16 protein-coding genes are annotated in these 22,022 nt (G+C 55.5%); 1 reads left to right on the forward strand and 15 read right to left on the reverse strand.

Annotated features, from left to right (window positions below):
• Window positions 1-149 precede the first annotated feature (149 nt).
• The 15 genes from HMPREF1627_RS09615 to aspS form a co-directional block, all read right to left on the reverse strand.
• The gene (locus HMPREF1627_RS09615; RefSeq protein WP_034503420.1) at window positions 150-2,096 is read right to left on the reverse strand and encodes an acyltransferase family protein; all 1,947 of its coding nucleotides are present in this window, start codon (window positions 2,094-2,096) and stop codon (window positions 150-152) included.
• Window positions 2,097-2,169: 73 nt separating this feature from the next.
• On the reverse strand, window positions 2,170-3,618 hold the full coding sequence (gene pyk, locus HMPREF1627_RS09620) for a pyruvate kinase (protein ID WP_034503423.1): 1,449 nt from the start codon (window positions 3,616-3,618) through the stop codon (window positions 2,170-2,172).
• 9 nt (window positions 3,619-3,627) lie between these two features.
• Window positions 3,628-4,611, reverse strand: a complete 984-nt coding sequence (gene lgt / locus HMPREF1627_RS09625) for a prolipoprotein diacylglyceryl transferase (RefSeq protein WP_034503425.1) — start codon at window positions 4,609-4,611, stop codon at window positions 3,628-3,630.
• Between the two features lie 49 nt (window positions 4,612-4,660).
• Window positions 4,661-5,533 (reverse strand): indole-3-glycerol phosphate synthase TrpC, encoded by an 873-nt coding sequence (locus HMPREF1627_RS09630; RefSeq protein WP_034503429.1) that lies wholly within the window; start codon window positions 5,531-5,533, stop codon window positions 4,661-4,663.
• Between the two features lie 76 nt (window positions 5,534-5,609).
• The gene (locus HMPREF1627_RS09635) at window positions 5,610-6,356 is read right to left on the reverse strand and encodes a prepilin peptidase (RefSeq protein WP_081940817.1); all 747 of its coding nucleotides are present in this window, start codon (window positions 6,354-6,356) and stop codon (window positions 5,610-5,612) included.
• Between the two features lie 3 nt (window positions 6,357-6,359).
• Window positions 6,360-7,208 carry a shikimate dehydrogenase family protein gene (locus HMPREF1627_RS09640; protein ID WP_034503432.1) on the reverse strand — a complete coding sequence of 283 codons (849 nt, stop codon included), beginning with the start codon at window positions 7,206-7,208 and terminating at the stop codon, window positions 6,360-6,362.
• Window positions 7,208-8,608: an endolytic transglycosylase MltG gene (gene mltG / locus HMPREF1627_RS09645; RefSeq protein WP_081940818.1), complete on the reverse strand. Its 1,401-nt coding sequence runs from the start codon at window positions 8,606-8,608 to the stop codon at window positions 7,208-7,210. The genes HMPREF1627_RS09640 and mltG overlap by 1 nt, the downstream gene beginning before the upstream one ends.
• A complete protein-coding gene (ruvX, locus tag HMPREF1627_RS09650; protein WP_034503435.1) occupies window positions 8,605-9,078 on the reverse strand; it encodes a Holliday junction resolvase RuvX in 474 nt (157 codons plus the stop codon). The genes mltG and ruvX overlap by 4 nt, the downstream gene beginning before the upstream one ends.
• On the reverse strand, window positions 9,078-11,786 hold the full coding sequence (gene alaS / locus HMPREF1627_RS09655) for an alanine--tRNA ligase (protein ID WP_034503438.1): 2,709 nt from the start codon (window positions 11,784-11,786) through the stop codon (window positions 9,078-9,080). Before alaS ends, ruvX begins: the two co-directional genes overlap by 1 nt.
• 107 nt (window positions 11,787-11,893) lie before the next feature.
• Entirely contained in the window at window positions 11,894-12,517 is a 624-nt protein-coding gene (rpsD, locus tag HMPREF1627_RS09660; RefSeq protein ID WP_034503441.1) for a 30S ribosomal protein S4, read from the reverse strand.
• A 120-nt stretch (window positions 12,518-12,637) separates the two neighbouring features.
• Window positions 12,638-14,008 (reverse strand): replication-associated recombination protein A, encoded by a 1,371-nt coding sequence (locus HMPREF1627_RS09665; RefSeq protein ID WP_034503444.1) that lies wholly within the window; start codon window positions 14,006-14,008, stop codon window positions 12,638-12,640.
• A 14-nt stretch (window positions 14,009-14,022) separates the two neighbouring features.
• The gene (locus tag HMPREF1627_RS09670) at window positions 14,023-15,441 is read right to left on the reverse strand and encodes a L,D-transpeptidase family protein (RefSeq protein WP_034503448.1); all 1,419 of its coding nucleotides are present in this window, start codon (window positions 15,439-15,441) and stop codon (window positions 14,023-14,025) included.
• A gap of 66 nt (window positions 15,442-15,507) precedes the next feature.
• On the reverse strand, window positions 15,508-16,125 hold the full coding sequence (locus HMPREF1627_RS09675; protein ID WP_034503451.1) for an L-threonylcarbamoyladenylate synthase: 618 nt from the start codon (window positions 16,123-16,125) through the stop codon (window positions 15,508-15,510).
• 13 nt (window positions 16,126-16,138) lie between these two features.
• Window positions 16,139-18,517 (reverse strand): TIM-barrel domain-containing protein, encoded by a 2,379-nt coding sequence (locus tag HMPREF1627_RS09680; protein ID WP_034503456.1) that lies wholly within the window; start codon window positions 18,515-18,517, stop codon window positions 16,139-16,141.
• Between the two features lie 146 nt (window positions 18,518-18,663).
• The gene (gene aspS / locus HMPREF1627_RS09685; RefSeq protein WP_199805883.1) at window positions 18,664-20,481 is read right to left on the reverse strand and encodes an aspartate--tRNA ligase; all 1,818 of its coding nucleotides are present in this window, start codon (window positions 20,479-20,481) and stop codon (window positions 18,664-18,666) included.
• Window positions 20,482-20,638: 157 nt separating this feature from the next.
• Here aspS and HMPREF1627_RS09690 point away from each other — a divergent pair, with 157 nt between their 5' ends.
• Window positions 20,639-22,018 (forward strand): MFS transporter, encoded by a 1,380-nt coding sequence (locus HMPREF1627_RS09690; RefSeq protein ID WP_052040922.1) that lies wholly within the window; start codon window positions 20,639-20,641, stop codon window positions 22,016-22,018.
• Window positions 22,019-22,022: the final 4 nt, after the last annotated feature.

Consider the following 22,022-nt stretch of genomic DNA (forward strand, 5'->3'; position numbering starts at 1 on the left):
TCTTTCTCCTCTTCCTTCTTCTTCTGCATCTACCGGTATGCGCTCAAGGTGCGCAGGCAACCAGACTGTAGATGCCGGTAAGGGCAAAGCCTTACGACTCATCCAACACGGATGAACAGGTAATTATTCCACACGCTACTGAGGTGTGTCTAGTTATTGTCTCCCATGAGTCCCGTCATAATCATTCGAGCGTAGGCTTCTCGTCCCTCTTCCGTCAGGTGCTGGCCATCGTCGTAAAAGTACTCATCGTGGCCTTCACTGGCTTTATACCAATCGAGAATGCCGACTTGCGGATAACGCTGCGCAAGCTGGCGCATCAAGGCATTGTTCTCATCCTGGAAGGGGTAAGGGGCGCGGATTGTCACGAAGAATACAGGTCTCTCCCCCGCTGCTTCAATCAAGGGTTGCGCTGAGTCCATCGATGTAATCGGGCCGTTACCCCCCAAAGCAACAATCACGGGAGAGCCGTCATGTCCTTGGGCTAAATCTTCGCTATATACCGCAACTCCCTTTTCAAAGGAACGACCAACTTCCGTATCCGTAAAAGACTGCGGGAAGAGGGTTGGGATCCAGTAGTAGCTTGCTCCTTCAGACACGGAATCACCAATCAAGACCAAGGGAACAGTGCATGTTCCGTCCTCTGAAGAGCATGACCATTGAGAGGGGTCGTAGTTGTCAGGAATAATCGCAGCCTTCGGGTATACCGCTTTCCCATTCGCATCGTGATAGCTGGGAGGCGGCGGGCTTGTCGTCGTGATTTCTTGCGAAGGCGAATCGCTTGGAGAACCCACGGATGTGGAAGGAGTGGAAGCGGTCGAAGCAAAGATTTCGTTGGCCTTCTTCGAAGCCGATTCAAGGAAGACTGTAGGAATGCTGGCGATCACAATGCTCACAACCAAAGCAATGCTCAGCGCCGATATACACAGCCGAACTTGGCGCGTATTCTGAGCACCGCCGCGCAAAGCACGCCAAGTCTTCTGACGCGCAAAGGAAGGCGCATTCTCAACAAAACGATAGCTGGCCTCGGTAATCAGGAGGAAAACGCCAGCTTCCACCACCCAAGCCCACCACGGAAGCGCAGAAGTACGCCTGGCGGGGTTCATCAGTAGGATCAAGGGATAGTGCCACATGTAGGCACTCATGGATCGCGAGGCGACCACCTGAAGCGGACGCGTCGATAACACACGCGATATCGCGCCCGGGACAATCGCGCCGCTCACAACAATTGCACATACCAGTGCTGAGGCGAAGAAACCTCCTCGATAGAGCCAGGTCATGTATCCGCGCCCATAGATGCTCACAGCAACCAAGTAAGCAAGTCCACACCACGATGCACACTGAAGTAGCCGTGTTTGCAGAGCATTGAGGCGTTCAATGTAGCCCTCTGCATACGCGAGGGCAACACCAACAAGAATCTCTGCGAGCCGTGTGTCTAAGCCGTAGTACACCCTTGATGAGTCGGACCCGGGCTCGAACAATACAGCCATCTCGCAGGCAAAACAGCCAGCGAAGAACAAGACAACAAGAGCTGCTTTTCCACGAGATCGGAAAAACTCACGCAGTAAGAGAACGATAACCGGCGCCAGTACATAGAACTGCATAATGACGGCGACGAACCAGAAATGGGTCAGCGGCGAAGGGAGGCCAGCCTGTGCGAAATATGGAACATCGCGAAAGATGTAGAACCAGTTCGAAAAGAAAGCAAGAGCAGGAATCGCATCCTCATGCATTTTGAGCAGCAGCGGCGGCGCATAGAAGAAGGAAGCAATCGCTGAGAAAGCCGTGACAAGAAGCATCGTTGGCCACAAGCGAACAAAACGCCTGAGAATATACGCGCCAACCGCAATATCCCGCTCCCCTTCAATCTCTCGAAGAAGTGAGCGCGAAACAAGGAAACCAGAAATCACGAAGAAGAGAGTGACGCCGATAAAACCACCTTGTGCAGGAGAACTCGGGCGCAAGTGGTACAAAACGATGGCAATAATTCCCAGTGCACGCAGGCCATTAACCCCGCTTAAGTACGTGGGCTTTGATACCTGCGCACTTTGAGAATTCTCGCGTTCTATTTGTTTTGATGACCGTGGCAACGTCGTCAAGGTACGTCAAACTCCTCAAAATGTGAGGGGGTGGAAGACCACGCGGCCTGCCACCCCCGTCATTAAATCAAACTTAAGCATCTCCACGTGATCCGCCGATCACGTAGTCAACCTCGTCTCCTAGACGGTGGACGCGCAACAGGTTCGAGGAACCAGGGGTTCCCGGCGGCATACCTGCGACGATGACCATCTCATCACCAACTTCCGCGAGACGCGCACTCTGCGCGACCTGATCAACCTGCCAGACCATATCGTCAGTGTGAGCGACCTCGGGAACCCGATAAGCCTGAATACCCCACGACAAGGCAAGCTGGCGACGCGTCGATTCAAGCGGAGTGAAGGCGAGCATCGGAATTGGCGTGCGCAAGCGAGAGAGCATGCGCGCCGATGTTCCTGACTGAGTGAAAGTTACCAAGAAGCGTGCATCAAGCTTTTCAGCGATAACTGCAGCCGCACCGCAGATCGCAGATGCGCGATCCAACTCAACGGGTCCAAGCGCAGCAATACGCTCGCCACCATTTTCTTCAGTGCTCTCAACAATTCGCGCCATAGTGCGGACCGCTTCAATGGGGAAAGCACCCACGGATGTTTCGCCCGAAAGCATGACTGCGTCTGCGCCGTCGAGAATTGCGTTTGCACAGTCGGAAGCTTCTGCTCGGGTCGGACGTGGATTCTTAATCATCGAATCCATAACCTGGGTCGCAACGATGACCGGCTTGGCAGCGCGACGAGCGAGCTCAATCGCACGCTTCTGCACCAGAGGGACATCTTCAAGAGGCATTTCAACGCCCAAGTCGCCTCGAGCAACCATGATTCCATCGAAGGCATCAACAATCTCTGCAAGTGCTTCGACAGCCTGGGGCTTCTCAATCTTCGCGATGACCGGCAGACGCTTACCGTACTCATCCATAATCGCGTGGACAGAGTCAATGTCAGCTGCGGAACGGACGAAGGACAGAGCAATGAAGTCTGCATCAACTTGAAGACCCCATCGCAGGTCTTCCTCGTCCTTTTCGCTCATTGCCGGGACAGAGACAGCAACACCGGGAAGGTTCAATCCCTTGTGGTCCGAAACATACCCGGGAACCTCAACGCGGGTAACAACATCGGTTGCGCTTACCTCAACGACGCGCACTGCGACGTTGCCATCATCAATGAGCAGGCGATCACCGGGAGCACAGTCACCAGGAAGACCCTTAAAAGTCGTTCCGACCAGCTCTTTAGTACCGGGAACATCACGAGTCGTGATGGTAAAAGTATCGCCGATTTCGAGGTACTGTGGGCCCTCTTCGAAGGTTTCGAGGCGAATTTTTGGACCTTGAAGGTCAACAAGAACAGCTACCCCACGGCCCGAATTTTGAGAGGCTCGGCGAACACGTTCGATAACTTCTTCATGTTCCTGAGCAGTGCCGTGAGAACGATTAATTCGGGCGACATCCATGCCGGCATCAACAAGAGCCTGGATCTGTTCAGCAGAGGCTGTCGCGGGTCCAATAGTGCATACAATCTTTGCTCGACGCATGTTTCTATCCTATCGTGCCTCGAGGTCTTCGACCGGACGACTTTCCGAGGGCTTGGGACTATCGACCCCATCCTCGTTGTCCTCGGATCCCTCCTCGACGGTGTTTTCGCTGGCCCCGGCCGTTTCCATAGTTTGCGCGTCATCCTCTTCGCCAAGGCCGCTCTCGCGCGTGATTTCAGCCTCAGTGAGAGTCGTCGAGGCTGCACGTTTTCCTGCATAGAGATAGCAGACAATACCCAAAATAAAGACAAGGATTGAGGTCCAGACATTGATACGAAGACCTAAGAAATGATGCGCATCATCAATACGGAGCATCTCAATCCAGACACGCCCCAGGGTATAAACCATGATGTAGCAGGAGAAAAGCTGTCCGGACTTCACAGACCGACGTTTATCAATGAGGAGCAAAACAGCGACACCCGCGAGGTTCCACAGCGATTCATAGAGGAAGGTTGGGTGGAACAAGGTACCGCTGGCGTATCCAAGTGGCATGTGTGCACTGTCGACGTGCAGGCCCCACGGCAAGGTTGTTGGCGCCCCGAAGAGTTCTTGATTGAACCAATTTCCCCAGCGCCCAATCGCTTGAGCCGCAAGAAGCGGGACGGCCAGAGAATCTGCAATAGGGCCGAGCCGCTGTCCGCGATGGCGTGCGACAAGCCAAACTGCAAGTGCTCCCCCGGCAACCGCGCCCCAAATCCCTAAACCTCCGTTCCAGATTGCGAGGGCCATGATCGGATTGCCATTCTTACCGAAGTAGGCATCTGGAGACGTAATGACGTGGTAGACGCGCGCCCCGATAATGCCACCAGGAACAGCCCAAAGTGCAATGTCATAGAAGAGCTCACGGTCGCCACCCCGAGTTTCGTAGCGCCTTGCAGCCCAGTAAACAGCAATCAGAATTGCGCAGGCGATGATGAGACCATAGGCGCGAATCGGAATCGGTCCGAGGTACCAGACCCCTTGACTTGGTGACGGCAATGCTAAAAAGCGCATGAATAGTATTCCTTGCGGATAAAGATGGTTGCCGTACTACTCTAATCGATTATTCGCGACGAGTATCGTTCCACGTCCCATCTGCACCCTTATGTGCCGCCCGAACCCGCATCCGACGGTCAGCAAGCAACGACGGATGGTGACCGGCACTGACCATTTCAGCGACTAACTCCTCAGGTTGATCGCTGCGCATGAGAGCTTCCCCAACGAGCACAGCATCTGCGCCAGCACGTGCGTATTCAAATACGTCCCGCGGCCCCCGCACGCCGGACTCGGCGATAGCAAGAACATTCGTTGGAATAACATCAATGACCTCGTCAATAACGTGGCGGTCAACGACCCCCGTACTGAGGTCACGGGCGTTGACACCGATCATCACAGCGCCGGCTTCTAAAGCTCGAAGAGCATCGAGGCGCGAGTGGGTTTCGACGAGCACTGACATTCCCAGCGATTGAGCGCGCTCGAGCAGCCCTTCCAGAGCCGGCTGCGAAAGAAATTGCGCGATAAGCAGGACTGCATCTGCTCCGGCCCTGCGGGCCTCAAAGAGCTGATATGCGGAGAGAATGATGTCCTTACAAATAAGTGGAAGCTCTGTTGCAGCTCTTACCCGCGACAGGTCCTCATAACTGCCGTTAAATAACGAACTCTCGGTCACGACCGAAAGCATCGCTGCTCCCCCGCGCTCAAAAGCCTGAGCAAGAGGGGTCGGGTCCTCGATATCTGAATAGACACCCCATGGGGAAGCACGTTTAATCTCGGCAATGACGGAGGTAGCACCATCCGAACGTAGGTACTCGTCTGGATGTCTTAGGGGGTCGGGAACACTTTCACACGCGCGTTTGAGTTCATCAAGACTCACGCGCTCTTCACGCAAAGCGCGCTTACGCTGCGTGTGGGCAATGATCGCGTCAAGTTCCGCCACCTTCACCTCCTCGTGAGAACCTATCTCAAATGCTAGTCTCCCACGGGCAAAAGGCGTTAATCAGACAGCTCGCAGGCTAAATCAGAGCACTGAAAAGATGCAGGGAGGTCGGGATAGCGACGCCCCACAGAAGATAGGTCAGCAAGGAGGAACCGATCATCCATGGACCAAAGGCAATACGCGATCGTGTGCCAGCTTGGCCACTGACAACCATCCACAAAGCCGCAAGTGCCGCGGATACCAAAGCAATAACAAATCCAAACAATGCCGCATGCCAACCAAGAATCCCCAGCATCGCCCCAAGGATCGGCGCCAAACGAACATCACCGCGGCCAAAGCCTCGTCGCGGTAAAGACCCCAGCCAAAGCGGTAGGGTCCAGATCAACGCGCCAACCCCGGCCTCGGCAAGAACGCGAATCGAATGAGGATGGAAATAGACGCTCACCCCGGCCCCGCACAAGACACCGCACGCAAGCGCAATGACATAGGGAGTGGGCAGACGATGAGTCTTAGCGTCAACATACGCAAGAAGAGTTCCCATCATGGTCAGCGCGACGACCGCAGGTGCTGCAGGCCTTGTCTGAGAAGCGACAAGGCTGATCGCACCTACCAGTACAGCCGACCAGACAACGCCGTTTCTCTTAAGCGGGGTAAGCGAGGCCTCAATAAAGTAGCGTCGTTGAATCGCCCATCCCGAACGTGAAAGCCACAGCGCAAAAGCGAGCCAGACAACGACAGAAAGAATCAGATTCCACTCGCCCATTCCCAAGGCATAATCGTGAGCGAAGTAGTACCCACGAGCCGATATGGCGACGAGTCCCATCTTTTACTTCGCCTCCAACAGCTGAAACACCGAAGAGATCGCGTGACTATCAGCTTCAATTCCCGTCATTAACTTAAACTGGAGAACCGCCTGATAGACCAGCATTTCTACGCCGAAGGCGACGGGGATACCACGCTCGAGGCAACACGAAATTGCAGCAGTTTCGCGCGGTGCATAGGTCACATCAAGAAAGCTCGAGCGCAATGGCATTGTTGAGAGCTCACCAACGTAGGGGTCAAGCGCACCCGAAGGTAAAGTCGAGACGACAAGATCTGCTTGCTCGCAGCAACGAGACAAGGTGCCAGCCGCCGTCAGGTCATGACCGCTGTAGGTCACTCCCAAATTCATCGCGCTGCGGTTGAAATCAGCAGGGAGCTTTCCTCCACTAAAAGCACGAGCAACAACATCGACCTCGCGAAACCCAAGAGAGATCACCGCAGCGAGAGCCGAGGCCGCAGTGGCACCCGAACCGATAATGATGGCTCGCCCGCCCAAATCCATGCCCGCGTTGCGCCGACTCAGCTCGATCGCGCGACTCATTCCGAAGACATCAGTGTTGAAACCCGAAAGAACCCCACCCGATGGAATAAGGGTATTAACAGAACTCAGCGCAGCCGCCTGCGGTTCAACAACGTCAAGGAGAGGAATCACCGCCTTCTTGCAAGGCATCGTGATTGAAACTCCGACGCATTCACTGTCTAAAGATGCGATCCACTGATGTAGGTGCTGAGCATCGACCTCACACTTTCGGTACTCCCATCCAGTAATTCCAGCGCTACGCCAGAGTTCTTGATGGATGAGGGGTGAGAGGGAATGTTCAATCGGCGAGCCGATGACTGCTGCCCAGGGCATCAGCACTTTCCTTGATGCGTCGAACAGTATTCTTCCAAACGCTTAGTGTTTTGCGTCTGCTCGTCATGCGTAGCCGCGAAGAGCGTCTCGCCGGTATCCAAATTCACCGTGACAAAGTACAGCCAATTGCCCTCCGCAGGATGCAAAGCAGCTTCAATTGCCTCGGTCGAGGGCTGCGAAATTGGCGAAGGAGGAAGACCTGGATTGCGGTAGGTGTTGTAGGGGTTCTCAGCAGCAAGGTCGTCTGCAGTCGGGATTCCCCCGGTCTTGCCAACGCCGTATAAGACGGTTGAATCCATCTGAAGCAAACCGTGGGTTTCACCATTCGTATCTGCCAAGCGGTTATCAATTACACGAGAAACCATCGGAAGATACTCCGTATTACGAACTTCTCGTTCGAGAATTGATGCCTTCGTTAAGATCTTTTCGCGATCCGCGGCGGCAACGCCCAGCCCATCAAGCCGCTGAGTCGTCCGAGTAATCATCTGAGAAATCAGAGAAGTCGCCGTCGCTCCCTCTGCGAGTTCATAGGAACCCGGAGCAAGCCACCCCTCAACGTTTCCATTGGCTTCAGCTGGCAAGCCTAAAGCTGCCGTATCTGCCATTGCTGACTTCACCTGATCAAGCGGGATATTGGCCACCATCGAAATCTGCTCGGCGACCTGGTCCTTTGTCTGTCCAGGAGTCACCGTCACCGTGTTATCACTGCGGTTCGCATCATCTAAAAGTGCAGCAATCGCGCCTGAGGCGCTCATCTCCTTCTTGAGCGTGTAGCTTCCGGGCCGAATACTCACCGCTGCTTTATTCGCATCAAATGCGCGGATGAACGCAGTGAGTGATTTAACGACGCCCGCGTCTACTAGGCGCTGACCGATCTGCTGGCCAGACTCACCGTCATACACCGTCACAACAACCTGCCCGCTACCAGGACCCGGGTAGTCATCGGCAGTTGTTGAAGACGAGGAGGAACCACGCAATTGCGTGTATGCAAAGTACGCACCGCCCGAGATCAGGGCGAGTGTCAGCAACAGGACAAAAAAGGTCCGAATTGCCCTGCGGCGTTTGCGTTTACGCACCAAGCGCCGCTCCTGTTCGAGGCGACGAGAGCGCATTCCCGTCGTCTCAACTGCGGTGTCTTCTTGGGCGCCGCGCCTTGAGCGACGCGTGGGTAGGTGCGCGGGAAGAGCCTGCGCTGCAGGCGTAGTAGCTTCTGTTTCACGAGGCCGCGCACCCACAGGAGACGATTGAAGAGAATCCCCTGGGGTGCTTTCCGACGAACGGACAACTGGTCGTCGTACCTGTGAGGACTCGGGGGTCTCCTCGGGAGTGTTTTCTTGCGAGCGGCGTTGGTGAATACTCGCGCGCTTCGGGAAAGGATATTCGGGAGTGCTCTCGCTCATCTCTGTCCTTCCTCGAGGACAATTTCCCTTCCGGGAGCTTGTCCGCTCATTCGTTCCATCTCCAGGGCTGTCTCCAGAATAATCGAGGCCGCCACTTGATCAATCATCTGTCGATGTTCGCGTCGTCCGACACCGGCTTGAAGCAACCGTTCGTGTCCTTCGTGTGAACTCAAGCGTTCATCGACCAAGCACACACGACACGCAGGTAAAGCCATTTTAATCTTTCGCGCGTACCTGCGTGCGCCTTTCGCTGAAATGCCTTCACCGCCTTGCATGTGGCGAGGAAGCCCGACGACGATTTCTATGGCATTCAGCTCGCCAGCAATCCGCGCAATCTCATCAAGTTCCGAAGCATCGTCTTGACGAGTCAGCGTTTGGAGCGGCAAGGCCAGGACTGCTCCCGCATCACTACGTGCGAGACCAACCCTGACCGTGCCAACGTCAACTGCCAGACGAACTCCTGGACGCATTACAGCTCTTGGATCTGCGAATTCACATCATTGAGAGCATCTTCAATGGCTTCCGGATTGGATCCGCCGCCCTGAGCGAGGTCGTCGCGGCCGCCACCGCCACCACCGAGAATCTTTGCGGCGCGACGAACGAATTGTCCTGCACGTGCGCTGTGTTGGCGAGCAAGATCATTCGTTGCGACAGTGACCATAGGCTTACCGTTAATCACGCCGGCGAGTGCGACAAGCACGGGACCGTCATTACCCAGGCGCTCACGAATATCGGTCGCCATTGCGCGAAGATCATCAGCCGATCCCAAAGCTCCCACGGGAGCCACGACGCTGGTGAATTTACCAATCTTGCGAGCATTTTGAGCGAGCAGTGCTGCTTCTGCGAGCGCCTGCTGCTCACGGATCTTTTGAAGTTCCTTTTCTGCTTCACGCAGACGTCCCATCATGGATTCGACGCGTGAGGCCAGTTCGTCAGGACGCCCGCCAAGCATGGAGCTCAGCTGGGACACAAGCGCGTGTTCCTTCGCTTGGAAGGCGTAGGCGCCATCTCCGACAAGGGCGTCGATACGGCGTACACCCGAACCGATTGAACCTTCGCTCAGCACAGTCACGCGGCCTAAATGTCCGGTTGAAGGAACGTGGGTTCCACCGCATAGCTCGCGATCAAAGTTATCGCCGATGCTGACAACGCGGACTTCGGAGCCGTACTTTTCGCCAAAGAGCGCGATCGCACCTGAGCGCTTGGCATCGTCGAGCGACATGATCTCGGTGGTCACAGCGAGATCCTGCGCGAGCTTCTCATTGACAAGGCTTTCGATCTCGTTGAGTTGTCCTTCACCCAGGGCTGTTGAGTTCGTGAAGTCGAAGCGCAGACGCGAGGGCGAATTCTCGCTACCTGCCTGCTCGGCATCCTTGTTCACAATGCGACGCAAGCCCGCGTAGACCATGTGGGTTGCCGTGTGTGCGCGCGCGATTGCAAGCCTGCGCTCGGTATCGATTTCCGCGTATGCCTTCTCCCCCAAGGTCGCTTTGCCTTCGGTGAGAGTCCCGCGGTGAACTGATAGCCCACGAATCGGCGCCTGCACGTCATGGACCTCAATCACACCGCCATCAGCGAGGCGAATGGTTCCGTGGTCGGCTAGCTGACCACCCATTTCTGCATAGAAAGGCGTGCGGTCAAGGATGATCTCTACCTCTGCCGGAGCGCTCGCCGCAGGAGTGGGAACACCATCCACGAGCAAGCCGACGACCTGGGCGTCAACTGCGTTTTCCGTGTAACCAACGAAAGTCGAGCCGCCGCCGAGTTCCTTTTCGATGTCGTGGAAGATACGAACGTCGGTGTGGCCGGTCTTCTTCGCGCGAGCATCGGCACGAGCACGTTCCTTCTGCTCTTCCATCAGCGCGCGGAAGGCCGCCTCATCAACTTGCACTCCCTGTTCAGCTGCCATTTCAAGGGTCAGATCGATGGGGAAACCGTAGGTGTCGTGAAGCGAGAACGCAGACTCACCCGAGATCATCGGCGTACCAGGAGCAGACTTTGCTTCTTCAACAGCCACGTCCAAAATGGTCGTTCCAGCGCTCAGAGTGCGTCGGAACGCTTCTTCTTCGGCGTAGGCTACCTCGGAAATCGTGCTCCAGTTTGTTTCCAATTCGGGGTACGAGGCCTTCATCGCATCCTTGGATGCTGTGAGCAAAATCGGCATAGTTGCCGTATCAACACCCAGCAGGCGCATGGAGCGCACAGCGCGACGGATCAGGCGACGCAGAACATATCCGCGACCATCATTACCGGGGCGCACGCCATCACCAATGAGCATGAGAGACGAGCGGACGTGGTCGGCGACCACGCGCAGGCGTACATCATCGTCGTATGCCGCTCCTGCTTCGGGGCCAGCTGCACCGAGTCCGTAGCGCTTACCGCTCATTTCTTCAGCGGCTGCAATTACGGGATAGACCTCGTCGATCTCGTACATATTCGGCTTGTCCTGCATGACGAATGCAAGACGCTCCAAACCTGCACCGGTATCGATAGCTTTCTGGTCAAGTTCGCCGAGCAGCGGATAGTCCTTGCCGGCGCCTTCGCCACGCATGTACTGATCGAAAACCAAGTTCCACAGCTCAAGGTAGCGGTCTCCACCTGGATCAACGTTGCCGCCCACGGCCTCGGGGCCGTAGGAAGGACCACGATCGTAGTGCCATTCGCAGCAGGGGCCGGCGGGACCGGGCTGGCCGGTATCCCAGAAGTTCTCTTCGCGGGGAAGACGAACAATATGACGAGGATCCATGCCGATCTGTTTCGTCAGGACGTTGAATGCTTCTTCATCCTTTTCCCAGATGGTCACCCACATGCGCTCACCGTCGAGGCCGTACTTGCCTTCAGACTGATCACCCGTGAGCAGATCCCATGCGAAGTTGATCGCGCCTTCCTTGAAGTAGTCGCCGAAGGAGAAGTTACCGTTCATCTGGAAGAAGGTACCGTGGCGAGTGGTTCGTCCAACGTTATCGATGTCATTGGTACGAATGCACTTTTGAACAGATGCTGCCCGGGGCCAGGGTGCAGGTTCAACCCCGATGATGTAGGGAATAAAAGGAACCATTCCCGCGATGGTGAAGAGAATCGAGGGCTCAGGAGAAACAAGAGACACCGACGGGCGAATCTCATGGCCTTGGGATGCAAAGTAGTCAAGCCAACGTTGACGAATTTCAGAAGTGCGCATAGTACCCCATAGTAGTGGACAACAATCAGAATCGTGTATTGGTCATTCGCGCGTGCTCAATAAAGCAAAGCCCCGAGGCAGTGCCTCGGGGCTTTACCTAAACGCAATCAGCGCGAGTAGTGTTCGACGACCATCTGCACGTCGCAGGTGACGGGAACCTCTGCACGCTTCGGGCGACGCACGAGCGTTGCCTTCAGGCGAGAGAGCTCAACGTCCAGGTAATCGGGGGTTGCAGGAAGTGCATCGCGGTGGACGCCCTCGGCTGCAATCTCGAAGGGGACGGTGGTCTGAGACTTGGGCTTGACCTGGATGGTCTGTCCGGGCTTCACGCGGAAGGACGGACGATCGACGATCTTGCCGTCAACCATGATGTGACGGTGAACGACGAACTGACGAGCCTGCTGGATGGTGCGAGCAAAGCCAGCGCGCAGAACCAGAGCATCAAGACGCATTTCCAGGAGCTCAACCAGGTTTTCACCGGTCAGACCTGCGCTGCGGCGTGCCTCTTCGAAGACGTGACGCATCTGCGCCTCGCGGATGCCGTACTGTGCACGAAGACGCTGCTTTTCCTTCAGACGAACCGCGTAGTCAGATTCTTGACGGCGACGGCTACGGCCGTGTTCACCGGGGCCGTAAGGACGCTTCTCGAAGTAGCGAACTGCCTTCGGGGTGAGTGCGAAGCCAAGGGCGCGGGATTCGCGCACCTGCTTGCGTGAACGATTGTGAGCCATTAAATGACCTTTCCTGTCTCTGATGTCGCACCCGCGATGCGGATGCGGGGTCAACTCCAGGCATTGTGCCGTCGGCTAAGACCCCAGGTATGTGTCACCCATACGGGCAACCGGATCAGTCTAGCGTACTTTTAATAGTTCACGAAGCACTGCAAGCCGTTTAGTGAGGATAGCCTCATTGCCGTTCATCGTCGGCTCGTAGTACGAAGCACCAACAAGATCGTCGGGTAGGTACTGCTGCGCCGCAACATGGTGAGGGCCATCGTGAGCGTAGATGTAGTCGACGCCATGTCCTAAACGTGAAGCTCCACTGTAGTGAGCATCGCGCAGGTGCGGGGGCACCGCTGATCCCTTGCCCCGTCGAATATCAGCCAGCGCAGCATCAATCGCCAGATAAGCGCGATTTGATTTCGGCGCCACTGTGACGGCAATGACTGCTTCGCTCAGAATGATCCGCGCTTCAGGCATGCCGATCATTTGAACTGCTTGCGCGGCTGAAACGGCAGTTGTCAGCACCTCGGGAGCAGCCATACCGACATCTTCAGCAGCGCAGATCATGACGCGCCTGGCAATAAAACGTGGGTCCTCCCCCGCTTCAAGCATCCGCGCGAGGTAGTGCAACGCTGCGTTAACATCAGAGCCGCGCATGGACTTTATAAAAGCGCTGGCAACATCGTAGTGCTGATCCTGATCCCAACGAACCAAAGCCTGATTTGCAGCATTTTCGACATCGTCGGCGTCGATCACCCAAGGCTCCTGCGCATTCTCCGCCGCGGCTTCGCTCTTTTCCGCGCGCGAGGCCGCAGCCGCCTCGAGGAGGGTCAGCGCCTTGCGCGCATCTGCGCCAGCCAAGCGCAAAAGGCCAGCTCGAGCATCATCAGACAGGTCAAAGAGCGCTTTCAAGCCCGTATCACTGGCAAGAGCACGATCAAGCAAAAGAGAAAGATCTTCGCTGGTGAGCGCATGCAAAGTCAGTAAAAGAGAGCGCGAGAGTAGGGGGGAAATTACCGAGAATGAAGGATTTTCGGTCGTGGCAGCAACCAAAGTAACCCAGCGATTTTCGACCGCCGGAAGAAGGGCATCTTGCTGCGATTTGGAAAAGCGGTGAACTTCATCGACAAAGAGGATTGTCTCTTCTCCTGTCGAAGTTAGTCCTCGGCGCGCTTGCGCAATCACGTCACGGAGGTCTTTCACTCCGGAGGTAACTGCAGATACTTCACAGAATCTACGCCCCGATGCGCGCGCAATAAGGTAGGCAAGAGTCGTCTTCCCTGTCCCGGGAGGCCCCCAAAGAATTACGGAACTCAAGCCTGCGGGGGAATCAGTACTTGGAGTGAGGAGTCTGCGCAGAGGCGACCCCGGCTTCAAAAGATGCTGCTGGCCAACGATTTCCTCGATGCTCTGAGGACGCATCCGAACTGCCAGCGGAGCATGCTCATCAACCACAGGGGTCCCGAATTCTTCGATTCCCTGTGAATCAAAGAGATCCATCTTCACTCCCCGATTTAGTAGTGGCTGATCACAACTGTGCCGTTATCTGCCCATTCGTAAATCCAATGGGCGGCGTCGACAGGCATATTGACGCACCCGTGAGAGCCTCCATAGCCCGACCAACCGAAAGAGGACCGCCACGGTGCTCCGTGCATCGCATATCCCCCGTAGAAGTATGTTACCCAAGGAACACCTTCGGTTTTGTAGGGAGTGCCGTCGGCGTTCTCTCCCTCCATTGTTTGAGATTGATACTGGAGATAAACGTGGAACTTACCCGTAACGGTTGGAGTATTGGGAGCTCCGGGAACCATCGGAGTCGGGCCATGCACAATGGTGCGACCTTCATAAGCCGAAACAGTGTTCTTTGACAGATCAATATCGATCCACTTTTCACCAGCAGAGGCTTGGTAGACATCGTCGCCGTAACCATCAGGGATATCTTGGCGATCATATTCGGGTTCAACCTTGTCATAGTCAAAGTCGCCCGAATAGGACTTCCCGTTCTTCAGAGCATCTTCGATTCCAGAAATCACTGATTCAGTGTTATTTGCGCGGTAACCGACGGTACCCGCCTTGAGTACACCCACGACGTCCCCACGGCTATTGACACCCTGGATTCCCTTTTCGGATTCAACGTTCGTCGACTTCGCAAGCTCATTAACCCAAGCTGAAAGAGCCTGGGAATCAAGCACTGCCGCTTTGTCTCCTTCGACACTGACCTTGACCCACTTCATCTTGTCTTGTTGCGAGGCAGTGAAGTCATCAATTCCATCAGTGATCGTCACGCTGGGAGCTATCAAAGCCATCGCCAGCGTCTTTGCTTCCTCAGCCCTTTCGGTCGTCACTTGAGGTTTACGAACCTCAACTGGAATCGAACGTCCTTGTGTCCCCAAATCCGTGGCAACTTCTTGCTGAACTTTCGTGAGTTCGGAGCTCTCGATAGTAATTCCCTCTTGTGCGGGAACAACTTCGAAGGTAGTACCGTCATCACTGACCTTGAGGTGGGCATCGCTCATCGGCGTTCCCACCTGTGAGGTTAAAGCAGTGCCGAAAGCGGCGAGCTTCGACTGGTCGAAGTTCACGACAGGTGTAATCGAACGCGAGCGGAAGAGCCCGCGAAAACGGGAAAATAGACTTCGATTCTCAGAAAAAGCCGCATCTACGGTTGCGGGAACATCAACCGAGATTCCCAGATCTGAAAGCGAAGCTTCACGCGTCTGCTCTGCAACAGTTAAGGTCACTTTTGCGGAATCAACCCTTTGACGGAGCTGATCTTCAACCTGCTGTTGAGACAAAGAAGAGATCGATTGCCCAGCTAAGGACGTGCGCGGGAGCGCATGCGCTGAGTAGAACCACCCAGACACGCCAAGGGCGATAAGGGCAACAACCGTGATTCCAAGGAGGACCGACAGTTTGAGGGATAGCTTTTTCATAACCCTCTCATGCTATCTGTTTTCACTGTCGATTCCGGCAATAATGCGCGTAGAAGAGATGTGCTGTTACTCCCACAAACTTAAGTCTCCAGCTCCACGCCGGGCAATACGCGCGCTACCATCGGTGTAATCAATGACCGATGTCGCCTCGTCACCGCCGACCGGTGCCACAACGACTAGGTCAACTTGAGAGCCAATCTTGTCATCAACCTCAAAGCCATCACTCATAACGTCGCTCTGCCCTGGAAGAATCAGCGATGAAGCGACCAGAGGCTGGCCGAGGGCAGACAGGATTGACTGAACGACGCGGTGGTCTGGAATACGTACACCAATAGTGTGCTTCTTCTTGTTAAGCGTCATTCGGGGAACTTCTTTAGTTCCGGGGAGAATGAAGGTATAAGGCCCCGGAGTCGAGGCTTTCATCGCACGAAACTGCGAGTTGTCCATAATGACCAAGTCACCAAGGCGCGCAAAAGTATCACAAAGAAGTGAGTAGTTGTGCTTCTCGTCAAGGCGACGAATGACGCGGATACGATCAATTCCAGATTTATTTCCCAGTACACACGCGAGCGCGTAACCCGAATCTGTCGGTATAGCAACTAGCCCACCGGAGTTGAGCACATCGACGACGCGATCAACAAGGCGAGTCTGCGGATTCTCGGGATGAATTTCAACAAAAGACATGATGTTCCTTCATTCACTCGAGGTCTGACGCAATGGCAATCTGAGTCAAAGCATCGCGCAGATCGTGCGGAATATCCTCATGATTAAGAGCTGCAAGGAAACTGCCAAGCCCTTGGTTCCAGCATGAGTCCAAGCGGGTCAAAAGTTCAACCTCACAGCGGGCGTGTGTCAAAATCCGATGGATTTCGCGCGTACGCTTGTCTTTTTCGCTCATAGCCTCACGGGTCACCAGGAATTGAGCGCCCTGCGCCGGAAGGAAAGTCCCCAACTCTATGAGTTCGGCGTGGACGTTCGGGCCAAGAAGACGAAGAGACAGTTCTCGCTGCTGGGGAAGAGATCCCAAATCTCCCACAGCTGCCTCGACTCGCAAGATTCCCTCATTATCATTCCAGTGAATCTTTGTTCGAACGAGGCTCTCATCACTGTCACGGTCCTCGAGCAATTCATAATCGCCATCGGCACCTGTTACAACCAAGATCTCAAGAGCATCAGGATTCTCAACACCGACATATGATTGGCGTCCCAAGGCTCCAAGAACACCGTCCGATTCAGGCTTCGCTGCGCGACCGCACAGGGGAATAACACTTCCCGCCCGAGCAAAAAGCGGAGTGCGCCCCAGATCGGACCAACACGCGATCTTTCGATCTCCCGCATAGGCGAGATTCGCCATCAAATCAACCCAGGTTCCCTCTGGCAACCAAGCGTTGCTCACGCTCTTACCGGTGGCCTCGTAAGAAGGAGACGTCGCCGGGGCGACAATCATCTGGCTACCGAAACGGAAGCAATTGGGAACTTCCCATGACTGCTCATGGCCATCGTGTTCCCAATACATCGGGCGGATCAGCGGGAGCAGTTCTTCACGTCCGTTCAGCTGCTCGGAATGCAAGTACCCGACCAGGCGGTGTCGCAAGCGCAGGTATTCCTCTTGGATATCGCAGTGCGGCTCATCGAAGACCCAGGGTTCTTTGCGAGTGAAGGGATTATTCGATGAGTGAAGCCTCATGATCGGGCTAAAGACGCCGCTTTCCACCCAGCGCGTCTCCAATTCAGGATCACGACGCCCCAGCATATGGCCGCCAATATCGTGGCTCCACCAGCCGTATCCGATATTCGAAGCGGTCGCAGTAAACTCCGGCTGGAAGTTCAAAGAGTCCCACGTAATGTAGGTATCGCCAGAAAATCCGAGCGGGTAGCGCTGAGAACCCGGACCGCAGTAGCGCGAAAGAGTGAGTCCTCGCCCATGGCGGTGCGCGCTATCGAGATAGTGGTAGTGATTCAGTACCCACAACGGATCGAGGCCACGTGTTGAAGTGTGTTCTCCCTGCTGCCAATCAAGCCACCAAAAGTCGACTCCCTGATCCTCAAGAGGATGCAGGATCTCTTCAAAATAGGCGAGCATAAACTCCGGATCCGCAGGATCAAAAAGCACCGTCTGATGAGACTCGGGATCAATTCCCATGCGAGTCGCAAGACGCTCGTATCCGTCCTCGAAATAACGGATTCCATCCGCTGGATGCAGGTTGAGCGAAGTGTGAAGGCCACGCGAATGAAGGGAGGAGAGGAAACGCTCGGGATTCGGGAAAAGCTGCGGATCCCAGGTGTATCCAGTCCACCCAGAGCCTGCTCCTTCCGGAGGCTCAGTGATATGCCAATCCATGTCGATCACTGCGACGGATACGGGGACCGCGCGGGAAGCAAAATCATCCATAACCCGCAGATATTCTTCTTCGCTGTATCGGTGATAGCGACTCCACCAATTGCCCAAGGCAAAGCGAGGAAGAATCGCTTGGGGCCCGCTTAGACGATAGAAAGAACGAACGGCCTCGGGGAAATCTGCCCCTGCTGCAAAGATATAAATATCTGTATGCTCGGGCCGCGAAGGCAAGAAATTACCGTCTTCATCCACCGGGCAGGTGTCGTCCATAAGAGAGACTATTCCCCGGCCATCGACCACCCCTCGGTCGAGTTCGCATCTACCATCGACCGTGTCAAGAGTGCGGCAGGTCCCTCGCAGATTCCGACCTTGAAGCCAAGGAAACTCCCGGTCTGTCCCCCATCGCCACGTTCCACCCCAACTGTCTTCTTCACGTACCTGTGCCCAGAGTCCATTAGAACTGGGAGCTTCACCGTCGTAGTGAAAGTGCATATGTGCAGTTTCAATAGTGATCGAGCCCGAGGGGTCACGGTCGATACGCAGTTCTTTCGGAGAAACGCACTCTCGCTGAGCCATCATCTGAGTTGGCCCATCGACGAAGTCTCCTCGTGGATCCCACTCAAGACGAATCACTGTGTCCGAGAGGACCTGAATTCGCCAGCATGTCCCGCTTACCACCTGCTGAGAAGGTGGTGCAACTACAGCGGACGGTAAAAGATGCGGGGGAAGAATAGCCATCTCGTTTCACTCCTGGGAATCGGTATCGAGTCCTGCTGAAGGACTAGCCTAATCCTTTGAGAGGCCTTGTGCCTACTTGCATTCATCAGAATTTTGGGGTGGATGATGCGCATCATCCACCCCAAAATCACTGAGAAATCAATTCCTTAGGCGCCCTGCTTTTCGCTTGACGCTTGAGCATCTTCCTCACCGCGTTTCTTCGGCTTCGCGTCAACGCCAGCTTCCTTACGCTGTGCAGGAGTAATGGGTGCAGGAGCATCGGTCAACGGATCATAGCCACCACCCGACTTCGGGAAGGCAATGACGTCACGAATCGATTCGGATTTGGTCAGCAAGGACACGATTCGGTCCCACCCAAAGGCAATGCCACCGTGCGGCGGAGCGCCGAACTTGAAGGCATCGAGGAGGAAGCCGAACTGTGTTTGTGCTTCTTCTTCTCCGATTCCCATCACCTTAAAGACACGGTTTTGGACATCGCGACGATGGATACGGATCGAGCCACCACCGATCTCATTACCGTTGCAGACAATGTCGTAAGCGTAAGCCAGAGCGTTTCCAGGATCCTGGTCGAAGGTGTCGAGCCATTCGGGCTTTGGCGAAGTGAAGGCGTGGTGGACTGCCGTCCATGCACTGTGTCCAAGCGCAACATCACCCTCGGCCTCGGCATCTCCGGTCGGCTTGAACAGAGGTGCGTCGACAACCCACGTGAACGCCCAAGCATCGGGATCGATAAGGTTGCACCGCTTGCCGATCTCCAAGCGAGCGGCACCAAGCAGCTCGCGCGAGGCGGTGGGCTTACCGGCAGCGAAGAAGATGCAGTCACCGGGCTTGGCGCCAGTTGCCTCGGCGAGGCCAGCGCGCTCAGCTTCGGTAATGTTCTTTGCAACCGGGCCGCCCAGGTTTCCTTCGTCGTCGATCGTGACGTAAGCAAGTCCCTTGGCGCCGCGCGCCTTGGCCCATTCCTGCCACTTGTCGAAGGTACGGCGAGGCTGAGAACCACCACCGGGCATAACAACCGCGCCGACGTAGGGTGCCTGGAAGACACGGAAAGTCGTGTCCTTGAAGTACTCGGTCAGGTCAACAAGCTGGTACCCGAAACGCAGGTCAGGCTTATCCGAACCGTACTTCTCCATGGCATCTTTGAAGGTCATGCGAGGAATCGGAGTCTGGAGGTCATAGCCAATGAGCGCCCAGACATTCTTCATGATCTCTTCGGCAACTGCGATCACGTCGTCCTGATCGACGAAGCTCATCTCGATATCAAGCTGGGTAAACTCGGGCTGGCGGTCCGCGCGGAAGTCCTCATCACGGTAGCAACGCGCGATCTGGAAGTAGCGTTCCATTCCGGCGACCATCAGCATCTGCTTGAAAAGCTGAGGAGACTGCGGAAGCGCGTACCACGAACCGGGAGCCAGACGTGCAGGAACAATGAAGTCACGCGCACCTTCGGGTGTGGAACGTGTCAGCGTCGGCGTTTCAATTTCGACGAAATCGTGAGCGTAAAGAGTATCGCGGGCCGCACGTGAGACCTTCGAGCGCAGGCGCAACGCGTATTGTTCCGGTTCGCGGCGCAGATCGAGGTAGCGGTACTTCAGTCGGGTTTCCTCACCAACATTGCCTGAATCTTCAGCGTTGGAAGAAACCTGGAAAGGAAGAGGTGCCGAGGTATTGAGAATCTCAATGTCATCGCCCATCACTTCAATGGCGCCCGTTGCAAGATTCGGGTTCTCATTGCCTTCAGGGCGAGCGCAGACCTCTCCAGTCACTTTCAAAACGAACTCGCTGCGCAATTCGTGGGCGACGCGTTCATCGCGAACCACCACCTGCGCGATTCCCGAGGCATCACGAAGATCAATGAATGCGACACCGCCGTGGTCGCGGCGTCGATCGACCCATCCGGTCAGGGTGACGGTTTGGCCGACAAGGTCAAGGCCAAGCGTTCCAATATTGTGAGTGCGAAGCACTGTTTTTCCTTTCGTTGGTACCATCCGCGAGACGAGCGGCGGCACGGACATCATACTCCTTTCGCGCCGATGAGCCGGGAAAATACCTGTGCGCACGTGCAGTTGATCAGGCAAGCATTGTAGAAGTGACCCTCGAAAGTGTGTAACGTGTGTTGCTATGGGTTCACGCTCCGATTCTCAGGCGTGGTCGAGTGCCGAAAAAGGGCTCATGCTCTCCGCAGTCATCTTGATCACGCTTTCCGCTTTTGAATCGCTTGCAACAACGACAATCATGCCGAACGTCGTTGCGTCTTTCCATGCAGACTCTTGGTTTGCAGTAGCCTCGGGAACCGCGCTCATTACGAACCTCATTGCCAACGTTCTCGCCGGTGGACTCAGCGACGCGATCGGTGTCAAAAAAGTCTTTGCATGGGGACTCATACTTTTCTGCGTCGGATTACTGATCAGCGCCTTTTCACCCCATATCGCAGTCTTCGTTCTTGGCCGTCTCGTCCAGGGTCTTGGAGGAGGATTTATCATCGTCCCCCTCTACGTGCTTGTCGGGGCGATAGCCACTCCCCTGCACCGTCCGCGTTATTTTGCAGCATTCTCACTCTCGTGGGTCTTCCCCGCATTAGTCGGGCCCGCTCTTGCCGGATTCGTCGCGACTTATTGGGGATGGCGAATTGTTTTCGGAGTCGCACCCTTCCTGGCAATTTTTGGAGCCATTCCCTTGCACTCGGTTCTCAAGGGACTGGTCAGTACGCCTCAGGGGCGTCTCCCCTCTGCGCGTTTCCTTCGCTTGGCTTTGGGCTCAGGTTTGGGTGTCTTCCTCTTACAGATCTCGGGAACTTTCCAGTCGGTGTGGGCAATGTCAGCGGTCGGAGCCCTCGGCTTCGTGCTCTCAATCTTTACCCTGCCTCGTCTGCTCCCAAAGGGAACCTTCAGGCTCAAGCGCGGAATCCCCGCTCTTGTCATGACGCGTCTTCTCATGATGGGGGCAGTGACCGGTGCGGAAGTCGTCATGCCGCTTCTTCTTCAGCGCATCCACGGGTGGAGCGCGAATACGGCTTCACTTGCCGTTACTATCGCGACGCTTTCATGGGCGAGCGGCGCTTTCATTCAGTCGCAGTTTAAGAATCGACGCGTGCGCCTTCTGCTTCCCAAAATTGGTTCCTGCATGATCGTGATCGGTCTTGCTCCCCTGTCGATGCTTCTCAACCCGTCCCTACCGAAATGGCCTGTCTTTATTGCTTGGCTTTTGTCTGGTATCGGTGTCGGTTTCACGCACTCAACGATTTCTGACTTCACCTTGGGTTCAACCGATCCTTCAATGCACGGACGGGCATCTTCGTGGCTTCAGGTTGCTGATTCAGCAGGCGCAGCCGTCGAGCTTGCTTTCGTCTCTCTTGCGCTAGCTCTCTGGAACGCTATTGGCTTCACGGGTCCCATTGCTTATCTTCCCGCAACCTTCATCGCGCTTTCGATCGCTGTCGTGGGAGTCTTCGCAGCAATGCGAACGCGCGAGGAAGACCTCCTCCCCCGCGCGTCCGTGTAAGTTC

Source organism: Actinomyces sp. S6-Spd3 (assembly GCF_000758755.1).
In the GTDB taxonomy this organism is placed as follows: Bacteria; Actinomycetota; Actinomycetes; order Actinomycetales; family Actinomycetaceae; genus Pauljensenia.

What these genes read in the sequence shown, in the direction of transcription:
- HMPREF1627_RS09670 (WP_034503448.1), bottom strand. Translation starts at nt 15,441, where the DNA reads ATGAAAAAGCTATCCCTCAAACTGTCGGTCCTCCTTGGAATCACGGTT.
- HMPREF1627_RS09675 (WP_034503451.1), bottom strand. Translation starts at nt 16,125, where the DNA reads ATGTCTTTTGTTGAAATTCATCCCGAGAATCCGCAGACTCGCCTTGTT.
- HMPREF1627_RS09690 (WP_052040922.1), top strand. Translation starts at nt 20,639, where the DNA reads ATGGGTTCACGCTCCGATTCTCAGGCGTGGTCGAGTGCCGAAAAAGGG.
- HMPREF1627_RS09640 (WP_034503432.1), bottom strand. Translation starts at nt 7,208, where the DNA reads ATGCCCTGGGCAGCAGTCATCGGCTCGCCGATTGAACATTCCCTCTCA.
- HMPREF1627_RS09635 (WP_081940817.1), bottom strand. Translation starts at nt 6,356, where the DNA reads ATGGGACTCGTCGCCATATCGGCTCGTGGGTACTACTTCGCTCACGAT.
- HMPREF1627_RS09680 (WP_034503456.1), bottom strand. Translation starts at nt 18,517, where the DNA reads ATGGCTATTCTTCCCCCGCATCTTTTACCGTCCGCTGTAGTTGCACCA.
- ruvX (WP_034503435.1), bottom strand. Translation starts at nt 9,078, where the DNA reads ATGCGTCCAGGAGTTCGTCTGGCAGTTGACGTTGGCACGGTCAGGGTT.
- mltG (WP_081940818.1), bottom strand. Translation starts at nt 8,608, where the DNA reads ATGAGCGAGAGCACTCCCGAATATCCTTTCCCGAAGCGCGCGAGTATT.
- pyk (WP_034503423.1), bottom strand. Translation starts at nt 3,618, where the DNA reads ATGCGTCGAGCAAAGATTGTATGCACTATTGGACCCGCGACAGCCTCT.
- HMPREF1627_RS09665 (WP_034503444.1), bottom strand. Translation starts at nt 14,008, where the DNA reads ATGGATCTCTTTGATTCACAGGGAATCGAAGAATTCGGGACCCCTGTG.
- lgt (WP_034503425.1), bottom strand. Translation starts at nt 4,611, where the DNA reads ATGCGCTTTTTAGCATTGCCGTCACCAAGTCAAGGGGTCTGGTACCTC.
- alaS (WP_034503438.1), bottom strand. Translation starts at nt 11,786, where the DNA reads ATGCGCACTTCTGAAATTCGTCAACGTTGGCTTGACTACTTTGCATCC.
- rpsD (WP_034503441.1), bottom strand. Translation starts at nt 12,517, where the DNA reads ATGGCTCACAATCGTTCACGCAAGCAGGTGCGCGAATCCCGCGCCCTT.